This window comes from Brevundimonas sp., from assembly GCF_004210735.1.
Taxonomy (GTDB): Bacteria; Pseudomonadota; Alphaproteobacteria; order Caulobacterales; family Caulobacteraceae; genus Brevundimonas.
This window is the reverse complement of the sequence record NZ_SDZL01000015.1, coordinates 30,122-52,460: the sequence shown is the minus strand read 5'-3', so window position 1 is coordinate 52,460 and position 22,339 is coordinate 30,122. Positions and strand designations below refer to the sequence as shown.

26 protein-coding genes are annotated in these 22,339 nt (G+C 64.2%); 2 read left to right on the top strand and 24 right to left on the bottom strand.

The genetic code is table 11. The features are described 5' to 3' along the window. Together EON91_RS05030 and mce are read right to left on the bottom strand one after the other, a co-directional pair. On the bottom strand, window positions 1-221 hold a 221-nt coding region (locus EON91_RS05030; protein ID WP_292092069.1), incomplete at its 3' end, for a DUF1467 family protein. After that, complete coding sequence (gene mce, locus EON91_RS05025) at window positions 221-646, bottom strand: methylmalonyl-CoA epimerase (RefSeq protein WP_292092067.1); 426 nt, start codon at window positions 644-646, stop codon at window positions 221-223. The genes mce and EON91_RS05030, both read right to left, overlap by 1 nt. Window positions 647-706: 60 nt before the next feature. Here mce and EON91_RS05020 point away from each other — a divergent pair, with 60 nt between their 5' ends. Continuing rightward, window positions 707-1,060, top strand: coding sequence for an isomerase (locus EON91_RS05020; protein WP_292092065.1), 354 nt, complete (start codon window positions 707-709; stop codon window positions 1,058-1,060). After that, window positions 1,057-1,476, top strand: coding sequence for a GFA family protein (locus EON91_RS05015; RefSeq protein ID WP_292092063.1), 420 nt, complete (start codon window positions 1,057-1,059; stop codon window positions 1,474-1,476). Before EON91_RS05020 ends, EON91_RS05015 begins: the two co-directional genes overlap by 4 nt. A gap of 12 nt (window positions 1,477-1,488) precedes the next feature. Here the strand turns inward: EON91_RS05015 and EON91_RS05010 are convergent, their stop codons facing one another. The 22 genes from EON91_RS05010 to EON91_RS04905 form a co-directional block, all read right to left on the bottom strand. Continuing rightward, window positions 1,489-3,105 carry a M20/M25/M40 family metallo-hydrolase gene (locus EON91_RS05010; protein WP_292092061.1) on the bottom strand — a complete coding sequence of 539 codons (1,617 nt, stop codon included), beginning with the start codon at window positions 3,103-3,105 and terminating at the stop codon, window positions 1,489-1,491. Between the two features lie 76 nt (window positions 3,106-3,181). Further along, window positions 3,182-3,520 (bottom strand): DUF3088 family protein, encoded by a 339-nt coding sequence (locus tag EON91_RS05005; protein ID WP_292092059.1) that lies wholly within the window; start codon window positions 3,518-3,520, stop codon window positions 3,182-3,184. Then, window positions 3,520-5,193, bottom strand: coding sequence for a ribonuclease J (locus EON91_RS05000; RefSeq protein ID WP_292092058.1), 1,674 nt, complete (start codon window positions 5,191-5,193; stop codon window positions 3,520-3,522). The genes EON91_RS05005 and EON91_RS05000 overlap by 1 nt, the downstream gene beginning before the upstream one ends. Before the next feature lie 6 nt (window positions 5,194-5,199). After that, a complete protein-coding gene (locus EON91_RS04995; protein WP_292092076.1) occupies window positions 5,200-5,973 on the bottom strand; it encodes a type III pantothenate kinase in 774 nt (257 codons plus the stop codon). Beyond that, entirely contained in the window at window positions 5,970-6,719 is a 750-nt protein-coding gene (locus EON91_RS04990) for a biotin--[acetyl-CoA-carboxylase] ligase (RefSeq protein WP_292092057.1), read from the bottom strand. Before EON91_RS04990 ends, EON91_RS04995 begins: the two co-directional genes overlap by 4 nt. A 6-nt stretch (window positions 6,720-6,725) precedes the next feature. Continuing rightward, window positions 6,726-8,168, bottom strand: coding sequence for an NADH-quinone oxidoreductase subunit NuoN (nuoN, locus tag EON91_RS04985; protein WP_292092055.1), 1,443 nt, complete (start codon window positions 8,166-8,168; stop codon window positions 6,726-6,728). Between the two features lie 7 nt (window positions 8,169-8,175). Further along, window positions 8,176-9,663, bottom strand: a complete 1,488-nt coding sequence (locus EON91_RS04980) for an NADH-quinone oxidoreductase subunit M (protein ID WP_292092051.1) — start codon at window positions 9,661-9,663, stop codon at window positions 8,176-8,178. A gap of 5 nt (window positions 9,664-9,668) precedes the next feature. Next, window positions 9,669-11,741, bottom strand: a complete 2,073-nt coding sequence (gene nuoL, locus EON91_RS04975) for an NADH-quinone oxidoreductase subunit L (RefSeq protein WP_292092073.1) — start codon at window positions 11,739-11,741, stop codon at window positions 9,669-9,671. A gap of 8 nt (window positions 11,742-11,749) precedes the next feature. Beyond that, window positions 11,750-12,058, bottom strand: a complete 309-nt coding sequence (gene nuoK / locus EON91_RS04970; protein ID WP_292092048.1) for an NADH-quinone oxidoreductase subunit NuoK — start codon at window positions 12,056-12,058, stop codon at window positions 11,750-11,752. Next, window positions 12,058-12,684, bottom strand: coding sequence for an NADH-quinone oxidoreductase subunit J (locus EON91_RS04965; protein ID WP_292092046.1), 627 nt, complete (start codon window positions 12,682-12,684; stop codon window positions 12,058-12,060). Before EON91_RS04965 ends, nuoK begins: the two co-directional genes overlap by 1 nt. A gap of 109 nt (window positions 12,685-12,793) precedes the next feature. After that, the gene (nuoI, locus tag EON91_RS04960) at window positions 12,794-13,285 is read right to left on the bottom strand and encodes an NADH-quinone oxidoreductase subunit NuoI (protein ID WP_292092045.1); all 492 of its coding nucleotides are present in this window, start codon (window positions 13,283-13,285) and stop codon (window positions 12,794-12,796) included. Beyond that, a complete protein-coding gene (locus EON91_RS04955; protein ID WP_292092044.1) occupies window positions 13,285-13,494 on the bottom strand; it encodes a hypothetical protein in 210 nt (69 codons plus the stop codon). The genes nuoI and EON91_RS04955 overlap by 1 nt, the downstream gene beginning before the upstream one ends. A 14-nt stretch (window positions 13,495-13,508) precedes the next feature. Beyond that, on the bottom strand, window positions 13,509-14,579 hold the full coding sequence (nuoH, locus tag EON91_RS04950) for an NADH-quinone oxidoreductase subunit NuoH (RefSeq protein ID WP_292092072.1): 1,071 nt from the start codon (window positions 14,577-14,579) through the stop codon (window positions 13,509-13,511). Window positions 14,580-14,591: 12 nt separating this feature from the next. Then, window positions 14,592-16,637 carry an NADH-quinone oxidoreductase subunit NuoG gene (gene nuoG / locus EON91_RS04945; RefSeq protein ID WP_292092041.1) on the bottom strand — a complete coding sequence of 682 codons (2,046 nt, stop codon included), beginning with the start codon at window positions 16,635-16,637 and terminating at the stop codon, window positions 14,592-14,594. Beyond that, complete coding sequence (locus tag EON91_RS04940) at window positions 16,637-17,140, bottom strand: hypothetical protein (protein WP_292092040.1); 504 nt, start codon at window positions 17,138-17,140, stop codon at window positions 16,637-16,639. The genes nuoG and EON91_RS04940 overlap by 1 nt, the downstream gene beginning before the upstream one ends. Further along, window positions 17,137-18,450, bottom strand: coding sequence for an NADH-quinone oxidoreductase subunit NuoF (gene nuoF, locus EON91_RS04935; protein WP_292092038.1), 1,314 nt, complete (start codon window positions 18,448-18,450; stop codon window positions 17,137-17,139). Before nuoF ends, EON91_RS04940 begins: the two co-directional genes overlap by 4 nt. A gap of 5 nt (window positions 18,451-18,455) precedes the next feature. Then, entirely contained in the window at window positions 18,456-18,725 is a 270-nt protein-coding gene (locus EON91_RS04930; protein WP_292092035.1) for a hypothetical protein, read from the bottom strand. After that, entirely contained in the window at window positions 18,725-19,393 is a 669-nt protein-coding gene (gene nuoE, locus EON91_RS04925) for an NADH-quinone oxidoreductase subunit NuoE (protein WP_292092034.1), read from the bottom strand. The genes EON91_RS04930 and nuoE overlap by 1 nt, the downstream gene beginning before the upstream one ends. After that, a complete protein-coding gene (locus EON91_RS04920; RefSeq protein WP_292092071.1) occupies window positions 19,390-20,589 on the bottom strand; it encodes an NADH-quinone oxidoreductase subunit D in 1,200 nt (399 codons plus the stop codon). Before EON91_RS04920 ends, nuoE begins: the two co-directional genes overlap by 4 nt. Before the next feature lie 71 nt (window positions 20,590-20,660). Next, window positions 20,661-21,305 (bottom strand): NADH-quinone oxidoreductase subunit C, encoded by a 645-nt coding sequence (locus EON91_RS04915; RefSeq protein ID WP_292092032.1) that lies wholly within the window; start codon window positions 21,303-21,305, stop codon window positions 20,661-20,663. Continuing rightward, window positions 21,302-21,904, bottom strand: a complete 603-nt coding sequence (locus EON91_RS04910; RefSeq protein ID WP_292092030.1) for an NADH-quinone oxidoreductase subunit B — start codon at window positions 21,902-21,904, stop codon at window positions 21,302-21,304. The genes EON91_RS04915 and EON91_RS04910 overlap by 4 nt, the downstream gene beginning before the upstream one ends. Beyond that, on the bottom strand, window positions 21,874-22,251 hold the full coding sequence (locus EON91_RS04905) for an NADH-quinone oxidoreductase subunit A (RefSeq protein WP_292092028.1): 378 nt from the start codon (window positions 22,249-22,251) through the stop codon (window positions 21,874-21,876). The genes EON91_RS04910 and EON91_RS04905 overlap by 31 nt, the downstream gene beginning before the upstream one ends. Window positions 22,252-22,339: the final 88 nt, after the last annotated feature.

The following is a 22,339-nucleotide window of genomic DNA, read 5'->3' as shown; positions in this document are numbered from 1 at the left end:
GTGAAGACCAGCAGGATCACAAACGCCCAGACGATCACCGAGACCCACGTCGTGGTGATGAATTTCTTCTTCAGCTGCGGATCGGCCGGCGCGCCCCATTGAGAGCCGTCGGTCGGCGGCGTCTCGGTCTGCTTGGACATGCCCAGCGGCAGCACGGCGAACAGCACCACCCACCAGCAGACGATATAGATGGCGAACATGGTCAAGGGCCCGATAGGCATCAGTGCGCGCCCTCCTTCGGTGTTTCCATGAGTTCAACCAGCACCCCGCCCATGTCCCTGGGATGCACGAAAATGATGGGCGTGCCATGCGCGCCGATACGCGGCTCGCCCGTCCCCAGAATCGTCGCGCCCTTGGCGCGCAAGGCGTCGCGCGCGGCGATGATATCCTCGACCTCGAAACAGACGTGGTGCTGGCCGCCCTTGGGATTCTTGGCCAGGAAGCCATGAATCGGGCTGTCCTCGCCCAGCGGCTCGATCAGTTCGATCTGGCTGTTGGGCAGATCGACGAAGCAGACGCGCACGCCCTGGGCTAGAAGATCGAACGGGTCATGCGCCCTGGTCGCGCCCAGCAAGTCGCGATACAGGGCGACGCTGGCCTCGATAGAGGGTGTGGCGACGCCAACGTGGTTCAGTCTGCCGATCATTCCGTCTTCCGTTTGGGTCCCGCAGCGGCTCTAAAGATGCAGGATATCAAGGACGCTTCCATGCCACAGATCACCCTGGAACACTCCACCCATTTCGATGGGACCGATTGGCGCGCCCTGTCGCTGCGCATCCACGCCCTCTGCGTAGAGGTCGTGAGCGCAACCCTACCTGCCTGCAAGACGCGGATCGTGCGCTGCGAGGATCTGATCATCGCCGATGGCGCATCGGAACAGGCCATGGTCCATTGCGACCTGCGTATCCTGACCGGTCGCACCCAGGAGCAAAAGACGGCACTGGGCGAGCAGGTTCTGGCGACGCTTCTGGCTGGCATCCAGCCTTACGAGGGGCCCAGCCAGATTTCGGTCGAGATCGGCAATCTGGATAAGGACAACTACCGCAAGGTATCGCGATGACCCAGCCTGTTGAACGCATCGGGGGGTGCCACTGCGGCGCGGTTCAGTTTCGCGTCCGGCTGACCGACGACCTGAACACGGCGCGGCGTTGCACCTGCTCCTATTGCCGCATGCGGGGCGCGGTCGCCGTGTCCGCCGAAGTCGGTGGGGTGGACGTGCTGCAAGGCGCCGAAACGCTGACCGAGTATCGGTTCAACACCGGCGTGGCCAAGCACTGGTTCTGCTCGCGGTGCGGCATCTACACTCACCACCAGCGGCGTTCGAACCCGAACCAGTACGGCGTCAACGTCGCCTGCCTGGATGGCGTCAGTCCGTTCGACTTCGCCGAAGTGCCGGTGAACGACGGGGTTGCTCATCCGTCGGACACCGGCAAAAGCCGCGTAGCCGGCGTCCTGCGGTTCACGCAGAACACCTGACCAATCGGCCACTTACTCGCCCGGATAGGCGAACGGATCGCTGGCCGTCGGCCGGGTCGGCAGTGGCATGCGCGGCAGTGGTTCGTCACTGTTGGCGGCGCTCAGCAGCACGCTGGCCAGGATCACCGCCGCCTGGCGCATATCCTCGGCCTTGAGGTGGTCATAGCTGTCGATGCTGGTGTGGTGAATTCGCGCGCTGTAATCGAGCGGATCCTGGATGAACTGATACCCCGGAATGCCCACGGACTGCATGTAGACGTGGTCGGTGCCGCCCGACGGACGCAGCGACACGGTCGAGGCCCCCATGCTCTCGAATGGTTTCAGCCATCCCTCGAACACGGCGGCAGCGGCGACGTTACCTTCGGCGTTGATGCCACGGATGCGACCCGAACCATTGTCGATGTTGAAATAGGCGACCAGGTTCGAATGGCCGGCGCGGGGTTGGATCGGCCAGCGGGCGCGCCAGGTTCGGCTGTTAGGCAAGGCGGCCAGTTCGGCGTCCGCCAACGGCGCGCGTGTGGCCAGATGCCGGTCGACATAGGCCAGTGAGCCCAGAAGCCCCTGCTCTTCCCCATTCCAGAGGGCGAAGCGGATCGTCCGCTTGGGCTTGACGCCCATGGCGCGCAGGATACGGGCGGCTTCCATCACCACGGCGGTGCCGGCGGCGTTGTCCTGGGCGCCGTCTGAGGCGACCCAACTGTCGAAGTGCGCGCCGGCCATCACGTATTCGCCCGAGCGGCTCGAGCCCGGAATATCGGCGATGACGTTGTAGGCGTTGACGTCTTCGTCGTGGAACTGAACCTCGCTCATCAACTCCAGCTTTGGCTTGGCGTCGGTCAGCGCCAGGCGGGCGAGCCGTCGGTAATCCTCGGCCGCCAGTTCCATGCCGGGCAAGGTCGGGGTTGCGCCCACCTGATATGTATAGCCCGTGCCATGCAGCAGGCCGGCGTCACGCTGGGACATCCGCACCCAGGCCACGGCGCCCTCTTCCGCCAGGAAGGCGTCCAGCTTGCGGGCGAAATCGGCCCGGTCACTGCGCAGGCCGCGCTCGGCCGCCGCCGGGTCGTTGCGCGGCTGGACATAGCTGCTGCGTTCGGCAAGCTCCTCGTCCGTCCAGCGGCGGAAGGCTGGCTCGGTCGGCTCCGAACCGGTGTCCGGGCGGCTGATCATGACGATCTTGCCGTTCAGCTTGCCGCGCCAGGCGTCGAACTGACTGGCGCTAGTGATCGGGGCTACGATCACGTCGCCGCTAATCACGCCATTGGTGCCCGGCGTCCAGGCGATCGGAATGGCGCGAAGATCCAGCGGGCGCGGCTCGATCATGCGGGCGCTGGATCGGACGATGGACCAGCCGCGACCGAACTCGAACGGCTCGGCGTGGACATTGGACAGGCCCCACTCGCGGAACTTCTGCTGGCTCCAGGACTCGGTCTGACGCATCTGGGGCGAGTTGGTCAGGCGACCGCCGATCCGATCGGTCATCCACGCGGCGGTCTGCATCACTTCGCTGTGGTTCAGCCCTTGATCCAAGATGCCGTTGATGGCGACGCGATCGGGCGCCTGTGCGGCAGCGGGAACAGCCAAGGCCATGACGGCCACGGTGGACAGAACGACAGCAAGACGACGCATGGAAACTTCCCCCTAGAGACTCAAACGATGGAGGATATGACGGCAGGACGCCGCGCCGATCAATGGTCAAGTCGACCTAGGGATGCGGCCTGCCGATCCCATAGCGCGCCGTCAGATAGGGGATGATCGCCTCGTCCTGAAGAAAACGACGACCGGTCTCGACGCTGATCCGCGCGGCCGGCCAGTCGACGGTCTCGTCGATTACCAGGATCGGACATCCCTGATGCTCCTCGCCGACCTCGGCGACGACGGCTGGCCGTGGCCGGGGGTGGTCCAGATATGTCACCTGCAGCTCTTCCCGCAGGCGCGGATAAAATCCCAAGACACCCTCGATCACCGCACCCGCCGGGCAAAACCACGGCCCACCCTGACCATCGAACCAGCCTGGATTCAGCAGATAAAGACGATCCGCCACTACAGTCTCAGGATGACTGTCTCGACGATCGGACGACGATTCCATATCTGTTGACTGGCTTTCTTAAGTGCGCGGCTGACGGCCTGCTCGACCACCAGTTCGTCGTCCAGGACATCGCCTTTCAGCGCACGTACGGCGTTCTCGGCGCGCTCGGCCAGATCGTCCAGCACGTCACCCAGGGGCCGCTCGTCATCGCCCGGCAGACCAATGCCACGCACGTCGATGTCGCTGACGATTTTGCCGCGCTTGTCCAGCGCGAAGCTGACCACCAGCACCCCATTAGTGGCGGCGTGCTTGCGCTCACGCAGGGCCTCGCCTGCCTCCTGAACCAGCATGCCGCCGTCGACGAACAGACGGCCTGAGGGCACCTCGTCGATGATGGCCGCAGGACCGGGGGCCAATCGCACCATGTCGCCGTTGCGCGGGGCGACCGTCTCCGGAACCTGCATATCGCGCGCCAGATTGGCATGTTCCATCAGATGTCGGCGCATGCCGTGTGTCGGCACGGCGATCTGCGGACGCGCCCACTGATACATCTGACGCAATTCGTCGCGGCATGGATGGCCCGAGACGTGAATTCCGGGGTGGTCCTTCTCGGTGTATATCCGCACACCGCGCTCGGCCAACTTGTCCTGCAGACGGCCGATGGATAGTTCGTTGCCCGGGATGACGCGTGACGAGAAGATGCAGTGGTCGCCCCGGCCCAGCTTGATGAAGGGATGGGTGCCCTCGGCCACGCGAGACAAGGCCGCCCTCACCTCACCCTGACTGCCGGTGCACAGATACAGGATCTCGTCGGCGGGCCAGACGCGGGCTTCTTGTTCACTCAGGAAGGGTTTCACGTCGTTCAGCATGCCGACCGACTTGGCGGCGGCGGTGATGCGATGCATCGAGCGCCCGGCCAGGGCCACGCGGCGGCCAGCCGCCTCTGCGGCACGGATCACGCTGTCCATGCGCGCGACGTTAGAGGCAAAACAGCCGACCGCCACGCGGCCCTTCAGGTCCGCGATCAGCGACGCCAGCGCCACCTTCACATCGCCTTCAGAACCGGCGACGCCATCGACGAAGACGTTGGTGGAATCGCAGACCATGGCCAGCACGCCTTCATCACCCAGCTTCTGGATGAACTCCACGTCCGTGCGTTCGCCCACCACCGGATCGTTGTCGATCTTCCAGTCACCGGTGTGCAAGATGGTGCCCAGGGGCGTTTTGATGGCCAAGCCGTTCGGCTCTGCGATCGAGTGGGTGATGGTGACATAGGTCACCTCGAACGGACCCAGGTTCACGGTCGAGCCCAGCGGCGCCTCATGCAGTTCGACATCCTGCATGATGCCGGCGTCGCGCAGCTTTTCGCGGATCAGGAAGGCGGTGAACGGCGTGGCGTACAGCGGCGCCTGAATCCGGGGCCACAGCCAGCCCAGAGCGCCGATGTGGTCCTCGTGGGCGTGCGTCAGCACGATGCCCAGGATGTTCTCGCCTTCCAGGAAGGAAGGATCAGGCACGATCACATCCACGCCGGGGGTCGACGGATCGCCAAAGGTCACGCCGACATCGACGATGATCCACTGGCGGTCATGCGCCGGACCAAAGCCATAGGCGTTCAGGTTCATGCCGACCTCGTTCGAGCCGCCCAGCGGCAGGAAAACGAGTTCGTTGGAGTCAGATTTTTTCATGCGGGCCTAGAGATGGGTGTTCCGCCGCCAGATTTCGAGAAGGCCGCGGATGGTAAGGTCCGGATCGAACCGGTCGATTGATGATGTGGCGCCCTCAAACAGTGAGGCGACGCCGCCGGTGCCGATGACGGTCATGGGCTTGCCCCACTCCGCCTTCATGCGCGCCACCAGGCCTTCGATCAGGGCGATATAGCCCCAGAAGACGCCCGACTGCATGTTGGACACCGTGTCCTTGCCGATCACATGATCGGGTTTCTGAATGGCGATGCGCGGCAGCATGGCCGCCGCCTCGTGCAGCGCCTGAAGGCTGAGGTTGATGCCCGGCGCGATGACCCCACCCTCAAAGGCGCCGTCGGCGGCGATCACGTCGAATGTCGTCGCCGTGCCGCTGTCGATGACGATCAGATCGCCCGGGTAGGCGATGTGCGCGCCGATGGCGTTGACCAGCCGATCGGCGCCCGCCTCGCTCGGCTTCAAAATACGCACCGGTATGCCCAACTCGGCATTATCGCCGATCACCAGAGGTTCGACCTTCAGATAGCGGCGCGACAGATTGCGCAGGTTGAAGATCGACTGCGGCACGACGCTGGAGATGATGCAGCCGTCCAGCTGGGTGATCTCCAGACCACGCATGGTCAGCAACTGGTGCAGCCAGACGGCGTATTCGTCAGCCGTCCGGTTGGCGTAGGTCGAGGTGCGCCATTGGGCGATCCACTGCGCCCCATCGTGAATGGCGAACAGGGTGTTGGTGTTGCCTTGCTCGATCGCCAGCAGCATCAGACGCTCTCCCCGAAGAAGACATCCCCGGCCGAAATCAGCCGCAGCGAACCGTCGGCCAACCGCAGCCGCAACGCGCCGTCCGCCTCGACACCATCGGCCACGCCCGTGACCGTCTCATGACTCAGACGGGCGACGCAGGGACCATGCAGGCCGGGCGTGCGGGCGATCCAGGCATCCAGCACGGGCTGAAAACCTAGGGTCTCCCAGCGCTGCACCCAGACGGCGAACGCCTCGGCCAATACGCCGACGGCGGCGTCCAGCGACGGGGGATAGGCCACATCATGTCTCAGATGATCGACCAGAGCAGTCGCGGGGCGCTCGATGTCGTCCGGCGCATGCGCCAGATTCACGCCGATCCCGACCGCCAGCCACAGGCCGCCGGCGGGCGACTGCCCCGACTCCACCAGGATGCCCGACGCCTTGCGGCCATCCAGCATCACGTCATTGGGCCATTTGATCGTGACCAGGCCTGGGGGCGTGAAGGCGTCCAGCAGGTCGGCGACCGCCAGCGCGGCCACGAAGGTGATCTGCGCCGCCTCGGCCGGGGACTTCTGCGTCATCACCAGCAGGGTGGCCGCCAGATTTCCCGTCTCGCTGGACCATTCACGGCCACGACGGCCCCGCCCCGCCGTCTGACGGCGGGCGGCGATCCACAGAGGGCCGGTCTCGCCCGCCTCGGCCCGGCGGCGCGCCTCGGCGTTGGTGGAGTCGATATCGTCGAGGATCAGAACGGGCGCGGCGACCAAGGCGCCCTACCCGGCCCCGAAGCCGGATGCGGCGATGCGCGTCAGGGGCTCCAGCCAGGTCAAACCGACGATGACCAGCGGGAAGGAGAAGGCCGCAAAGACCCAACCCGCCCACTTTGCCTCGACAGGCGCAGCATCCAGAGGCGTCTCATCGATCGGCGCGTCGAACCACATCACCTTGATGATCTGCAGATAGTAGAAGGCCGCCACGACCGAAGCCACCAGACCCGCAGCGCCGGCCATCCAGTATCCGGCGTCGGCGGCAGCGCCGAAGACATAGAATTTGCCCCAGAAGCCCGACATCGGCGGAATACCGACGGCCGACAGCGACAGGATGGTCAGGGCGATCGCCGTAACAGGACGATCCTTCTTCAGACCGGCGAAATCGGCGATGCGGCGGATCGGACGACCGTTGCGCGACAGCGACAGCAGCACGGCGAAGAAGCCCAACTGGTCGATGACATACAACGTCATGAACATCAGCGTCGCTTGCAGGCCGATCTGGGTTCCCGCCGCGATGCCCAGCAGGGCGTAGCCGATGTTGATGATCGACGAATAGGCCAGCAGCCGCTGCAGATCCTTCTGCACCAGACCGCCGAAGGCGCCGACCGCAAAGCTGAACAGCGAGATCAGGATGATCACCTGGGCCCATTGGTCATGAGCGCCAGCGAACCCTTCCGACAGGACGCGCGCGAACAGCACCATGGCCGCCATCTTGGGAGCCGAGGCGAACAGCGCCACGACCGGCGTCGGCGCGCCTTCATAGACATCGGGCGTCCACATGTGGAACGGCGCGGCCGAAACCTTGAACGCCAGACCGCAGATCAGGAACACCAGGCCAAAGATCAGGCCAGCGCCCGGTTCACCCGAAGCGACGGCGGCGATATCCTCGAACCGCATCGAGCCGGTGAAGCCGTAGATCAGGCTGGCGCCGTACAGCAGCAGGCCGGACGACAGGGCGCCCAGCACGAAATACTTCAGGCCTGCTTCCGAGGCGCGCAGGTTGTCGCGGTGGAAGGCCGCCAGGACATAGAGCGCCAGCGATTGCAGCTCGACCCCGACATAGAGCGAGATCAGGTCGCCCGAAGACGCCATCATCGCCATACCGATCGAAGCCAGAACGATCAGGATCGGATACTCGAACCGCGCAATACCTGCGCGATGCATCCAGCCGTTGCCCAGAATGACCCCAACCGCGGCGGCCAGATAGATCACCACCTTGGCGTAGGCGGCCAGAGGGTCGGCCACGAAGGCGCCGTTGAAGGCCACGCCCAGCGGCGCGGTCGCCACGATGACCGCAGCGGCGATCAGCAGCAGCACGGACAGGCCGGAAATCAGCTTGGCCGACTTCTCGCCGATGAAGGCGCCGAGGACCAGCAGGACCAGGGCCCCGACCGCAAGGGTCAGTTCCGAAGCGGCGAGAGGAAGGGCGGAGGACAGATCAGGCATTACGGTCTCACCCGCCAATCGCGGCGCGATAGGCGCTGGTCAGGGCCTCGACGGAGGGCCCGGTGATATCAAGAACGGCAGCCGGATACACACCCAGCCAGATTGTGCCGACGATCAGCGGCACAAAGATCAGCAGCTCGCGCTTGTCGATGTCGCTGATGGTCTTGAGGGCGGGGTTCGTGATCTCGCCGAACATGACGTTTCGATACAGCGTCAGCGCATAGACCGCCGAGAAGATGACGCCCGAGGCGGCGATCAACGCCGTCCAGGTCGAGGCCTGATAGGCGCCCGTCATCGTCAGCACTTCGCCAATGAAGCCCGAAGTACCCGGCAGGCCGACGTTGGCCATGGTGAACATCAGGAAGATGGCCGCATACCACGGCATTCGGCTGGTGAGACCGCCGTAGAAGGCGATCTCACGCGTGTGCATCCGGTCATAGACCACGCCCACACAGAGGAAGAGCGCGCCCGAGATCAGGCCGTGGCTCAGCATCTGGAAGACCGCGCCCTGAACGCCCGTGTCGTTTCCGGCGAAGATACCCATCGTCACGAAGCCCATGTGGGCGACCGACGAATAGGCGATCAGCTTCTTGATGTCCGTCTGCCGGAAGGCGACCAGCGACGTATAGACCACGGCGATCACCGACAGGGTGAAGACCAGCGGTTGGAACGTCAGCGAGGCCTGCGGGAACATCGGCAGGTTGAACAGGATGAAGCCGTATCCGCCCAGCTTCAGCAAGATCCCGGCCAGGATGACCGAACCGGCCGTCGGCGCCTGCACGTGGGCGTCCGGCAACCAGGTGTGCACCGGCCACATCGGCATCTTCACCGCGAACGAAGCGAAGAAAGCCAGCCACAGGATTGGCTGAACAGCCGGATCGAAGGCGTACTCCTTGAGCGCCGGAATGCTGGTGGTGCCCGTCTCATGGGCCATCCACAGCATGGCCAGCAGCATCAGCACCGACCCCAGCAGTGTATAGAGGAAGAATTTGTACGAGGCGTAGATCCGGTTCGCCCCGCCCCAGATGCCGATGATCAGGAACATCGGCACCAGCGTGCCTTCGAAGAAGATATAGAACAGGAACAGGTCCAGCGACGTAAAGACGCCAATGACCAGCGTCTCCAGCACCAGGAAGGCGATCATATATTCGACGACGCGCGTCTCGATCGATTTCCAGCTGGCCAGGATACAGATCGGCATCAGGAAGGCCGTCAGCAGGACGAACAGGATCGAAATCCCGTCCACGCCCAGATGATAGGCCGCGCCCGCGAACCAGACGTAGTTCTCGACGAACTGATAGGCCGGGTTCGACGGATCGAACCGGGCGACCAGCAGAACCGACACCGCCAGGGTGACGAGCGTGGTGGTTAAAGCGATCCAGCGCGCGGCGGGCGCGGTGGCGTCCGGGCCGCCTTTGTTCAGCAGCCGCGCGATCAGGACCGCCAAGGCGCCGATCAGCGGCAGGAAAGTGACGATGCTCAGGATGTGAGGCACAGGACTCAGGCTCCCCACGCGAGGATGGCGAAGGCGAGCAGACCGGCCACGCCCAGCAGCATCACGAACGCATAGTGATAGACATAGCCAGACTGGAGTTTGCCCAGACGTGCGGCCGATTTCAGCGAAGCCCAGGCGGCGCCGTTCGGCCCCAGCCCGTCGATGATCTTCACGTCACCGATCTTCCAGAACAGATCGCCGATCGCCTTGGCGCCCTTCACGAAGATGAAGTCGTACAACTCATCAAAGAACCACTTGTTGTAGAGGAAGGTCCACAGCGGCCCGCGACGGTCGGCCCACTGTTTGGCCAGCCCTTCCTTCAGCACATACAGCCAGAAGGCGACGGCCGTGCCGGTTAGTGTGACGACCAGCGGCGCCCACTTCACCCAGGTCGGGACGTTGTGGCTTTCGTGCAGGACGTGATTGGCCGCGCTGGTGAAGATCGCGCCGCGCCAGAACTCGCTCTCGTGATGACCGATGAACTCGGGCGCGAAGATGAAGCCTGCCGCGACGGCGCCGACCGACAGCGCCAGCAGCGGAACCAGCATCACCCACGGGCTCTCGTGCGGATGCAGCGGGCCGTGGTGATGGTGATCGTCGGCGTGATGATCATCCGCCAGCGGCTCGGAGTGCGTCTCCAACTGGGCATGTGACGCGTGATCATCGGCGTGGTGGGCGTTGCCCTCTTCCTTCCACACCGGCTTGTTGTGGAAGGTCATGAAGACCAGGCGCCACGAATAGTAGGCCGTCAGACCCGCAGCCATGATGCCGATGACGAAGGCGAACATGCCGACCGGCGAGTGGCCGGTCGTGGCCGCGGCGAAGGCGCTCTCGATGATCGAGTCCTTCGAATAGAAGCCGGCGAAGCCACCCACGCCGGGCAGACCCAGGCCGGTGATGGCGATCGTGCCGACCATCATGACCGCATAGGTCACGGGCAACAGCTTCCACAGGCCGCCCATCTTCCGCATGTCCTGCTCGTGGTGCATGCCGTGGATCACCGATCCGGCGCCCAGGAACAGCAGCGCCTTGAAAAAGGCGTGCGTGAACAGGTGGAACATCGCGCCTTGGTAGGCGCCGACACCAGCAGCGAAGAACATGTAACCCAGTTGCGAACAGGTCGAATAGGCGATGACCCGCTTGATGTCGTTCTGGGTCAGGCCGACCGTCGCGGCGAACAGGGCCGTGATCCCGCCGATGACGGCGATGATCTGGCTGGCGACCGGCGCATACTCATAGATCGGCGACAGCAGACAGACCATATAGACGCCGGCCGTGACCATGGTCGCGGCGTGGATCAGGGCCGACACCGGGGTCGGGCCTTCCATCGCATCCGGCAGCCAGGTGTGCAGGAAGAACTGCGCCGACTTGCCCATGGCGCCGATGAACAGCAGGAAGCCGGCCAGATCCAGCGCCGACCAGGTGTGGCCCAGGAACGTCCAACCCGTGCCCGCCTTGTCCGCGATCAAAGGGAACAGCTCGGCGAACTGGATCGTGCCGAACATCCAGAAGATCGTCATCAGGCCCAGCAGGAAGCCGAAGTCGCCGACACGGTTGACCACGAACGCCTTGATGGCGGCGGCGCTGGCGGTCGATTTTTTGTACCAGAATCCGATCAGCAGATAGGACGCCAGGCCCACGCCTTCCCAGCCGAAGAACAGTTGCATGAAGTCGGCCGCCGTCACCAGCGCCAACATCATGAAGGTGAACAGTGACAGATAGGCGAAGAAGCGCGGCTTGCTGTCGTCCTCGGCCATATAGCCCCAGGAATACAGGTGCACGAGCGACGAGACCGAGGTCACCACGATCAGCATGGTCGCCGACATGGCATCTATGCGGATCGACCAGTTGGACTGGAAGTCACCGACATGGATGAACGGCGACAGGGTCAGGGTGAAGGCTTCCAGCCCGCCCCAGGTCCAGGCGCTGAACACCGTCCAGGCGACGATGCACGAGAAGAACAGCAAGCCGGTCGTGACGGCCTGAGAGGCGACGTTGCCGATCCGCCGACCAAAGAAGCCGGCGATCATCGCGCCCAGAAGCGGGGCGAAAACGCCGAGGGTGACGAGGGTCTGGATAGTCACGCTTAGCCCTTCATCACTGAGGCGTCGTCGACCGCGATGTCGCCGCGGTTACGGAAGAAGGTCACCAGGATCGCCAGACCGACAGCGGCTTCGGCCGCAGCAACGGTCAGGACGAACATCGCCATGATCTGGCCCGACACCTCGTTGAGGTAGGCCGAGAAGGCGACGAAATTGATGTTCACCGCGAGCAGGATCATCTCGATCGACATCAGGATGATGATGATGTTCTTGCGGTTCACAAAGATGCCGAAGACACCGATCGTGAACAGCATGGCGGCGACCGCCAGATAATGCTGGAGCGAGATGTCCATCAGATCAGATCCTCGGCATTGACGCCCTGACCGCTGGTCACCGACTTGACCTCGACGGCCTTGTCACGTGCGCGGTTGGCCTGGGCGGCCAGATCCTGGCGGCGGATATGCGGCTTGTGGCGAAGCGTCAGTATGATGGCGCCGATCATCGCGATCAGCAGCACGATCCCGGCCGCCTGGAAGAAGTAGACGTAATCCGTATAGAGCACCCGGCCGATAGCCTCGATGTTGCTGGCTTCGGGACCGGCCACCGCAGGGGCGACTGCGTCGCGTGCAGCGCCGCCCTGAACCACGGAGATCGAGATCATGATCATCTCGGCCAGCAGAATCGCCGCCACAATGGCCGCCAGCGGCAGATAGCGCGCAAAACCTTCGCGCAACCGGACGAAATCGACGTCCAGCATCATCACCACAAACAGGAACAGCACCGCGACGGCGCCGACGTAGACGACGACCAGCAGCATGGCCAGAAACTCGGCCCCCAGCAGGACGAACAGCCCCGCCGCCGAGAAGAAGGTCAGGATCAGCCACAGCACCGAGTGCACGGGGTTGCGGGCCGTCACGACCAGCAGGCCGGACAGCACGGCGACCGTGGCCATCAAATAGAAGGTCAGTCCTTGCAGCATGTGCGGGACGACGCCCCCTTCAAACCAGTGAGCCGGAGCAACGCCCCCGGACCCTTCCAAAAACCGCGCCCCGGACGAACCGGAGCAGCTAAGCGGAAACGCGCCTCGTTTAGCGATACGGGGCGTCGAGTTCCAGATTCTTCGCGATCAGCCGTTCCCAGCGGTCGCCGTTGTCCAGCAGGCGCGCCTTGTCGAACAGCAGCTCTTCGCGCGTCTCGGTCGCGAACTCGCTGTTTGGTCCCTCGACGATGGCGTCCACCGGGCAGGCCTCCTGGCACAGGCCACAGTAGATGCATTTCACCATGTCGATGTCGTAGCGGGTCGTGCGGCGGCTGCCGTCGGCGCGCGGTTCGGACTCGATAGTGATGGCCTGCGCCGGGCAGATGGCCTCGCACAGCTTGCAGGCGATGCACCGCTCTTCCCCACTGGGGTAGCGACGCAGCGCATGCTCGCCGCGGAAACGCGGCGACTGCGGATTGCGCTCGAACGGATAGTTCACCGTGGCCTTGGGCCGGAACATGTATTTCATGGTCAGGCCGATGGCGCTGAATGCGTCGATCAACAGGGCGCCCTTGGCCGCCTGGGCTATGCGCGTGAACATCAGTCGGGGTCTCCCGGGCGGGTGCAATCGCGCTCATAGCGCTTTGCGTCCCGTACCTTATCCATCATCTGGCACAGGCGCTGGCGTTCCGCCTCGCGCCGCTCGATCTCATCCTGACGTCGCTGCCACTGATAGCTGCTCTCGGGTAGGCGCGTATCCGGCTGGAAACAGCCGGACAGACCCGTCGCCGCGACGGCGAGTGTGACCATGGAAAGCGCGGTTCTCATGCGCCCACCGCGAACACACGCCAGGCCGAAACCACGACCACGGCGATCAGCGAGGTGGGCAGGAAGATCTTCCAACCCAAGCGCATCAACTGGTCATAGCGGTAGCGGGGCACGAAGGCCTTCACCAGGGCGAACATGAAGAACCAGATGACGATCTTGATGAAGAAGGTCAGCAGATAGATCGTGTACTCGGCCCAGGCCGGCATGTCGTCCAGCACGTCCTGTGGCAGAAAACCGGGGTTCCACCCGCCGAAGAACAGCAGACTGATCATGGCGCACATGAAGACGATGTTGGCGTACTCGCCGATCATGAACAGCAGATACGGGGTCGAGCTGTATTCGACCTGATAGCCGGCCACGAGTTCGGATTCGGCTTCCGGCAAATCGAACGGCGGACGGTTCGTCTCGGCCAGGGCGGAGATGAAGAAGACCACCATCATCGGGAACATGACCACGATCAGCGGCCATGTCCCCTGCCCGCCGCCGAAGAAGAACCAGTTCCAGAAATAACCCTGCTGGGCCGTCACGATCTGGGTCAGGTTCATCGTCCCCGCCAGCAGGATGACGTTGACGATCACCAGACCGATGGAGACCTCATAGGACACCATCTGCGCCGCCGAACGCAGCGAACCCAGGAACGGATACTTCGAGTTCGAAGCCCAACCGCCCATGATGATGCCGTACACGCCCAGCGAACTGACCGCGAGAATGTACAGGATGCCGACGTTCAGGTCGGACACGACCCAGCCCGGCGCGAACGGGATCGCAGCCCAGGCGATAAACGCCAGGATGAAGGTGATCAGCGGCGCCGCCAGGAAGACGATCTTGTCCGACCCGGACGGGACGACGATTTCCTTGAGCACGAATTTAAAGAAGTCAGCGAACGACTGAAGCAGGCCGAAGGGGCCGACCACGTTCGGCCCCTTGCGCATCTGCACGCCCGCCCAGATTTTGCGGTCGGCCAGCAACAGGAAGGCCAGCGAGATCAGCACGCCGACCACGACCAGCAGGATCTGGCCGACGGTGATTAGCGTCCAGCCGACCGGCGTGGCCCAGAAGGAAGTCACAGCGTCCATGGCTTACTCCGCCGCCATCGCGACCGGGGCGATCCGCTGGGCGGACAACTCGGCCATGGTCGCGCTGGCGCGCGCGATCGGGTTGGTCAGGTAGGGATCGACGACGGTCGAGGCGAAGGCGACATCGCCCAGATCGCCCTTCGCGCCCAGCGACGCGACATCGAACGCTCCGGACGGCGCCAGATAGTCGATGCGGCCGAAGGTCGGGTGGTCCGCCATCAACTTGCTGCGCAGTTGCTCCAGCGTATCATAGGGCAGCGTCTGGCCGACCCGCTCCGACAGGGCGCGGATGACGGCCCAGTCTTCCTTGGCCTGCCCCTTGGGGAAGACGGCGCGTTCCGCCATCTGCACCCGGCCCTCGGTGTTGACGTAAAGACCCGGCTTTTCGGTATAGGCCGCGCCCGGCAGGATGACGTCGGCGCCATGCGCGCCGCGATCGCCGTGGCTGCCCAGATAGACGCGGAAGGCCTTGGTCGCCGAGGTGTTGACCTCATCCGCGCCCAGCAGGAACAGCACATCCAGCGCGCCCGGCTTCAGCATTTCGGCGACTGACAGACCGTTCGGGCCGGGCACGAAGCCCATGTCCAAGCCCCCGACGCGCGCGGCGGCGGTGTGCAGCACGTTGAAGCCGTTCCAGCCGTCCTTCAACACACCGACCTTGGCGGCCAGCTTGCCCAGCGCCTGCAAGACGGCCGGGCCGGTCTCACTGGTCAGGGCGCTCGCGCCGACGATGATGGCCGGACGTTCAGCCCGCGTAAGGAAATCCATGGCCGACTTGGGCAGCTTGCCGACCGTCTTAGATCCGGCGCCCAGCCAGGCGTACTCATAGGTCAGGTCGGCCTGCTGACCGATGACGCCGATTTCGACCCCACCCTTGATCCAGCTCTTGCGGATGCGCGCGTTCAGCAACGGCGCCTCGACGCGCGGATTGGCGCCCACGATCAGGATGGCGTCCGCGCTTTCAATGCCTTGAAGACCGCTATTGAACAGCCAGCTTTCGCGCGGGCCATAGCCGATCGCCGCGCCGTCCTGGCGGCAGTCTGTGTTGGCCGAACCCAGAGCGCGGAACAGGTCCAGCGTCGCCTTCATCGACTCGGCGTCCTGCAGGTCACCGCCGATGACGCCGATGCGTTCGGGCTTGGCGGCGTTCAGCTTGGCTGCGACGGCGCCAAGCGCCTCGTCCCAAGTGGCGGGACGCAGTTTGCCGTTCTCACGCAGCCACGGACGGTCCAGGCGGCGCGCGGTCAGGCCATCGACGGCATAGCGGCTCTTGTCCGACAGCCATTCCTCGTTGATCCCCTCATTCACGCGCGGCAGCACGCGCATGACCTCGGCCCCGCGATAATCGGCGCGGATGTTGGAGCCCAGGGCGTCCATGACGTCGATGGTCTCGGTCTTCTTCAGTTCCCACGGACGGTAGTGGTACTGCCACGGGCGGTGCGTCAGGGCGCCCACCGGGCACAGGTCGTTGACGTTGCCCGACAGCTCGCTGTCGACCGACTTCTCCAGATAGGTCGTGATTTCAGCGCTCTCGCCGCGCGAGATCATGCCGATGTCGGGCACGCCCGCCACCTCGGTGATAAAGCGAACGCAACGCGTGCACTGGATGCAGCGCGTCATGAAGGTCTTGATGGTCGGACCCATGTGCTTTTCTTCGACCGCGCGCTTGTTCTCCGCATAGCGGGAACCGTCGCGGCCATAGCCCACGGCCTGGTCCTGCAGGTCGCATTCGCCGCCCTGGTCGCAGATCGGGCAGTCCAGCGGGTGGTTGATGAGCAGGAACTCCATCACCCCTTCGCGAGCCTTCTTCACCATCGGCGTATCGGTGAAGATTTCCTGGCCCTCGGCGGCCGGCAGGGCGCACGAGGCCTGCGGCTTCGGCGGTCCGGGCTTCACCTCGACCAGGCACATGCGGCAGTTGCCGGCGATGGACAGGCGCTCGTGATAGCAGAAGCGCGGAATCTCATGCCCGGCGCGCTCGGCGACCTGCAGCACGGTCATGCCGGGCTCGAACTCGGTTTCTACGCCGTTGACCTTGGCGACAGGCATCAGCGGGCCTCTTGTGCAACAGAAACAGTCGCTTGCGACTGTTCACTCGTCCCGTCAGGGAGCGTCTGGGTAATCGAAATCTTGTCGGCGTCCAGCGTGAACCGCACGACCGGATCACCGGCCTGGTTCATCCAGCGAACCTGCGCCGCATCGGGCAGATCCAGCGGCTTCCAGCCAACCAGATCCTTCTCGACCCGGCATTCGGCGCGCATGCGGCCGCCATCGACCGGCGCGCGCCAGTTGGCGGTCACCACGCCGTTCGCCACACCCTCGATCTGGATGTCATCGGCGCTTTGACCATGCACAGCGCCGAGTCCGGCCTGGCACACGCGACGCAATTGGGCGTCAGTCAGCACAGCAGGCGCCGAGGCGACGGCGTCGGAGGCAGGTGCCTCGGCCGAAACCGTTTCCACCGGCGTCGGCGCAGCCTTCTCTCCCCGTTCGCCACAGGCGCCGAGAGCAAGAGCCGTCACTGCGATGACAGTCAGGGCGCGCATCGTCACTCCGCCGCGATCGTGTGGCCGGCGAAGTTCGCGCGGCGGCTGCGGTAGTTGGCGATCCGCTCCTCGATCTCGTGACGGAAGTGCCGGATCAGGCCCTGAACCGGCCAGGCGGCGGCGTCACCGAGAGCGCAGATGGTGTGGCCCTCGACTTGGCCAGCGACGTCCAGCAGCAGGTCGATCTCGGACGGATCCGCCTCGCCCGTCGCCATCCGCTCCAGCACGCGCCACATCCAGCCCGTGCCCTCGCGGCACGGCGTGCACTGGCCACAGCTCTCGTGCTTGTAGAAATAACTGATGCGGGCGATCGCCTTCACCAGATCAGTCGACTGGTCCATGACGATGACCGCTGCGGTGCCCAGGCCCGAGCGCATTTCGCGCAAGGAGTCGAAGTCCATCAACGCAGTCTCAGACATCTCGCGCGTGATCAACGGCACGGACGAACCGCCCGGGATCACGGCCTTCAGATTGTCCCAGCCCCCGCGCACGCCGCCGCAATGCTCTTCCAGCAGTTGCTTCAGCGGGATCGACATCGCCTCTTCAACATTGCACGGCCGGTTCACGTGGCCGCTGATGGTCATCAGCTTGGTGCCGGTGTTGTTCGGACGGCCGAAGCCGGCGAACCACTCCGCGCCGCGGCGCAGGATGGTGCCCACGACGGCGATCGACTCGACGTTGTTCACCGTAGTCGGGCAACCGTAGAGGCCCGCGCCGGCCGGGAACGGCGGCTTCAGGCGCGGCTGGCCCTTTTTGCCCTCAAGGCTTTCCAGCAGCGCCGTCTCTTCGCCGCAGATGTAGGCCCCGGCGCCGTGATGGATATAGACGTCGAAGTCCCAGCCATGGACGTTGTTCTTGCCGATCAGCCTGGCCTCATAGGCCTGCTTGACCGCCGCCTCCATCCGCTCGCGTTCCAGCACGTACTCGCCACGCAGGTAGATGTAGCAGGCGTGCGCCTGCATCGCGAAGCTGGCGATCAGGCAGCCTTCGATCAGCAGTTGCGGATCGTGGCGCATTATCTCCCGGTCCTTGGCGGTCCCGGGTTCGGATTCGTCGGCGTTGACGACCAGATAGTGAGGACGATCCTTCACTTCCTTGGGCATGAACGACCACTTCAGGCCGGTCGAGAAGCCCGCGCCGCCACGCCCGCGCAGGCCCGAGTTCTTGACGTTGGTGATGATCCAGTCACGGCCAAGGTCCAGCATGTCCTTGGTGGCGTTCCACGCGCCTCGCGTCTTTGCGCCCTCAAGGTTCCAGTCGTGGAAGCCGTAGAGGTTGGTGAAGATCCGGTCCTTGTCTTGCAGGATTCCGACCATGTCCCTCAGAGTCCTTCCGCCAGACGGCGCTTGTGGTGGCGGGTGCGCAGGAAGATAGCGGCCATCATCATCGCCCAGCCTGCTGCGAGCATGCCGTAAGCAATCACAACCGCACCCTCGGTCAGGCCAAAACGACCTTCACGCGCGAACAGCACCAGGCCTGCGGCGACAACAATCATCGCCAGTCCGCCCCAGCGCAGCGGCCAGGCCACGCGCTTCAGCTCGGCCCGATAGGCCGCCCTGCCCGCTTCGGTTTCGAGGTCAGGCCGCGTCATCAGGCCGGTTCCTTCGCCGGTTCGCTGTTGGGCAGCTTGTTGATCGGCTTCGCGCGGGATCCGTCGTACAAGGTCGGGTCGGACAAGACCTGAGCGCCGCCTTCCGGCTCGGAGCTGTTGCGGCCGACCCGCGAGCCAGCCTTCGGCGACTTGCCGGCGGCGAAATCGTCGATGATCTGGGCCATCGTCTCGGGTGTCAGGTCTTCGTAATAGTAGTCGTTGATCTGGGCCATGGGCGCGTTGGCGCAGGCGCCCAGGCATTCGACTTCCTGCCAGGTGAACCGGCCATCGGCCGACAACTCGTCCTTGGGCCCGATCTTCTCCTTGCAGACGCGCATCAGATCGCCAGCGCCGCGCAGCATGCAGGGCGTCGTGCCACAAACCTGGATCAGCGCGGCCTTACCGACCGGCTCCAGCTGGAACATGGTGTAGAAGGTCGCGACCTCCAGCACCCGGATGAAGGGCATGCCCAGCAGCTCGCCGATGGCGCGGATGGAAGGTTCCGAGACCCAGCCTTCCTGCTTCTGGACCAGCCACAGGATCGGGATCACCGCCGACTGGCGACGGTTCTCGGGATATTTGGCGATCCACCAGTCGGCCTTCTGCTTCGTCGCCTTGGAAAAGGCGAACGATGGGGGCTGTTCCTTGGCGAGGCGACGAACGCTCATCGATCCACTTCTCCGAACACCATATCGAGCGAGCCCAGGATGGCGGACACGTCCGACAGCATGTGGCCCTGGTTCATCCAGTCCATCGCCTGCAGGTGGCGGAAGCCGGGGGCCGACAGCTTTACGCGGTACGGCTTGTTGGTGCCGTCCGAAACCAGATAGACGCCGAACTCGCCTTTGGGCGCCTCGACGGCCGCATAGACCTCGCCCTCAGGCGTCCGGAAGCCCTCGGTATAGAGCTTGAAGTGGTGGATCAGCGATTCCATCGACCGCTTCATCTCACCGCGCCGGGGCGGGGTGACCTTGTTGTCCTGGGTCAGGACCGGCTCGCCGGGGCAGTTGCGCAGCTTGTGGATGCACTGCTCCATGATGCGCACCGACTGCTTCATCTCTTCGACGCGAACCAGATAGCGATCCCAGCAGTCGCCGTTCTTGCCAACACAGACGTCGAACTCCAGCTCGGCATAGCACTCATAGGGCTGCGACTTGCGCAGGTCCCAGGCGATGTCCGAACCGCGCAGCATCACGCCCGAGAAGCCCCAGGCCAGAGCCTGCTCCTTGGATACCACGCCAATATCGACATTGCGCTGTTTGAAGATGCGGTTCTCGGTGACCAGCTTCTCGATATCGGCCAGCGCGACCGGGAAGGTCTGGCACCAGCGGCCGATGTCATCGATCAGGTCCATCGGCAGGTCCTGATGGACGCCGCCGGGGCGGAAATAGTTGGCGTGCAAACGGGCGCCGCATGCCCGCTCATAGAACACCATCAGCTTCTCGCGCTCTTCGTGGCCCCACAAAGGCGGGGTCAGGGCGCCCACGTCCATGGCCTGCATGGTCGCGTTCAGAAGGTGGTTCAGGATGCGGCCGATTTCCGAATAGAGCACACGGATCAACTGTGCCCGGTACGGCACCTCAAGACCCAGCAGTCGCTCGATGGCCAGGCAGAAAGCATGCTCCTGGTTCATCGGCGAGACGTAATCCAGCCGGTCCAGGTAGGGGATGTTCTGCAGGTAGGTGCGGGCCTCCATCAGCTTCTCGGTGCCGCGATGCAGCAGGCCGATGTGCGGATCGACACGCGTGACGACTTCGCCGTCCAGTTCCAGCACCAGTCGCAGCACGCCGTGCGCGGCCGGGTGTTGGGGACCGAAATTGATCGTGAATTTGCGATCGTCCATGGCGCGCGCGTGCGCGGTCATGCCCTCTTCGTAATCCTCGAACGGGTCGACCTGCGCGCCCAGCGGGGCCGGGATGTTGTTTCCGTCGGCCATCACGCCTTGCCCCCGGCCTTTTCGTCGCCCGGCAGGATCGGGGCCGGATACTCGGCCCCTTCCCACGGCGACAGGAAATCGAACTGGCGGAATTCCTGGGTCAGTTTGACGGGCTCATAGACCACCCGTTTCAGCTCCTCGTCATAGCGGACCTCGACATAGCCCGTCATCGGGAAGTCCTTGCGCAGCGGATGCCCCTGGAACCCGTAGTCGGTCAGGATGCGGCGCATATCGGGGTGACCCGAGAAGATCATGCCGTACATGTCGAACGCCTCGCGCTCGAACCAGCCGGCTGACGGATAGACCGACACCACGCTGGGAACAGGCTTCACCTCGTCCGTCGCCACCTTGACCCGAACGCGCGCGTTCCGGCTCAGTGACAGCAGATGATAGACGACCTCAAAACGCTCTGCCCGGTCCGGATAGTCGGCGCCGCAGACATCCATCAACTGCTGGAAGCCGAAATCGTCACGCAGGCCAGACATCACCTCGACGACCTGCTCGCGCGGGGCGATCAGGGTCAGTTCGCCATAGGCGACCTGGGCCTCTACGCCCAGACGGGCGACCATCTCGACGCCCAGCGGCGTCAGGGCGGATTCGGACACGGCGATATCCGCGGCCGTCGCGGAAACGGGAACGCTCATCGCTCGATAGTCCCCGTGCGACGAATCTTCTTCTGCAGTTGCAGCAGACCGTACAGCAGGGCTTCGGCGGTCGGCGGGCAACCCGGGACATAAACGTCCACCGGCACCACGCGATCACAGCCGCGAACGACGCTGTAGCTGTAGTGATAATAGCCGCCGCCGTTGGCGCAGCTGCCCATGGACACGACATAGCGCGGGTCCGGCATCTGGTCGTAAACCTTGCGCAGGGCCGGGGCCATCTTGTTGGTCAGGGTGCCTGCCACGATCATCAGATCCGACTGACGGGGCGAACCCCGCGGCGCCATGCCGAAACGCTCCAGATCAAAGCGCGGCATCGACAGGTGGATCATCTCAACGGCGCAGCACGCCAGGCCAAACGACATCCACATCAGCGAACCCGTGCGGGCCCAGGTGATGACGTCGTCCAGCGAGGTCGTCAGGAAACCGCGCTCACCCAGTTCGGTGTTCACCGCCTCAAAGAATTTGTCGTGAATCTTGGGGTCGTACCCCTCGACGGTCGAGCGCGCGCCCTGGCCGTATGCGGCCGGCAGCGGGCTGGAGGGGGCGATCACTCCCATTCCAGGGCTCCCTTCTTCCATTCGTAGATGAAGCCGACGGTCAGCACCCCCAGGAAAGCCATCATCGACCAGAAGGCGAAGATCATCCCACCGCGCGACAGGTCGAAGATCGACACCGCCCACGGGAACAGGAAGGCGACTTCCAGGTCAAAGATGATGAAGAGGATCGACACCAGATAGAACCGCACGTCGAACTTCATCCGCGCGTCGTCGAAGGCGTTGAACCCGCACTCATAGGCCGAGAGCTTCTCCGAGTCGGGATTTTTAGGCGCCAGCACCCACGCCGCGACCATGAAGCCCAGGCCCAGGACAGCCGCGATCGCCAGGAAAATGACGATCGGCAGATATTCGAGAAGAAATTCGTTCATTTCGAGCTGCCTCGCCCGCCAGGGAGGGGGCGGAATCGGGGCTTCTTAGACCCAAGCTCGCCGGGGTTCAAACCCAAGACGTAAAAGG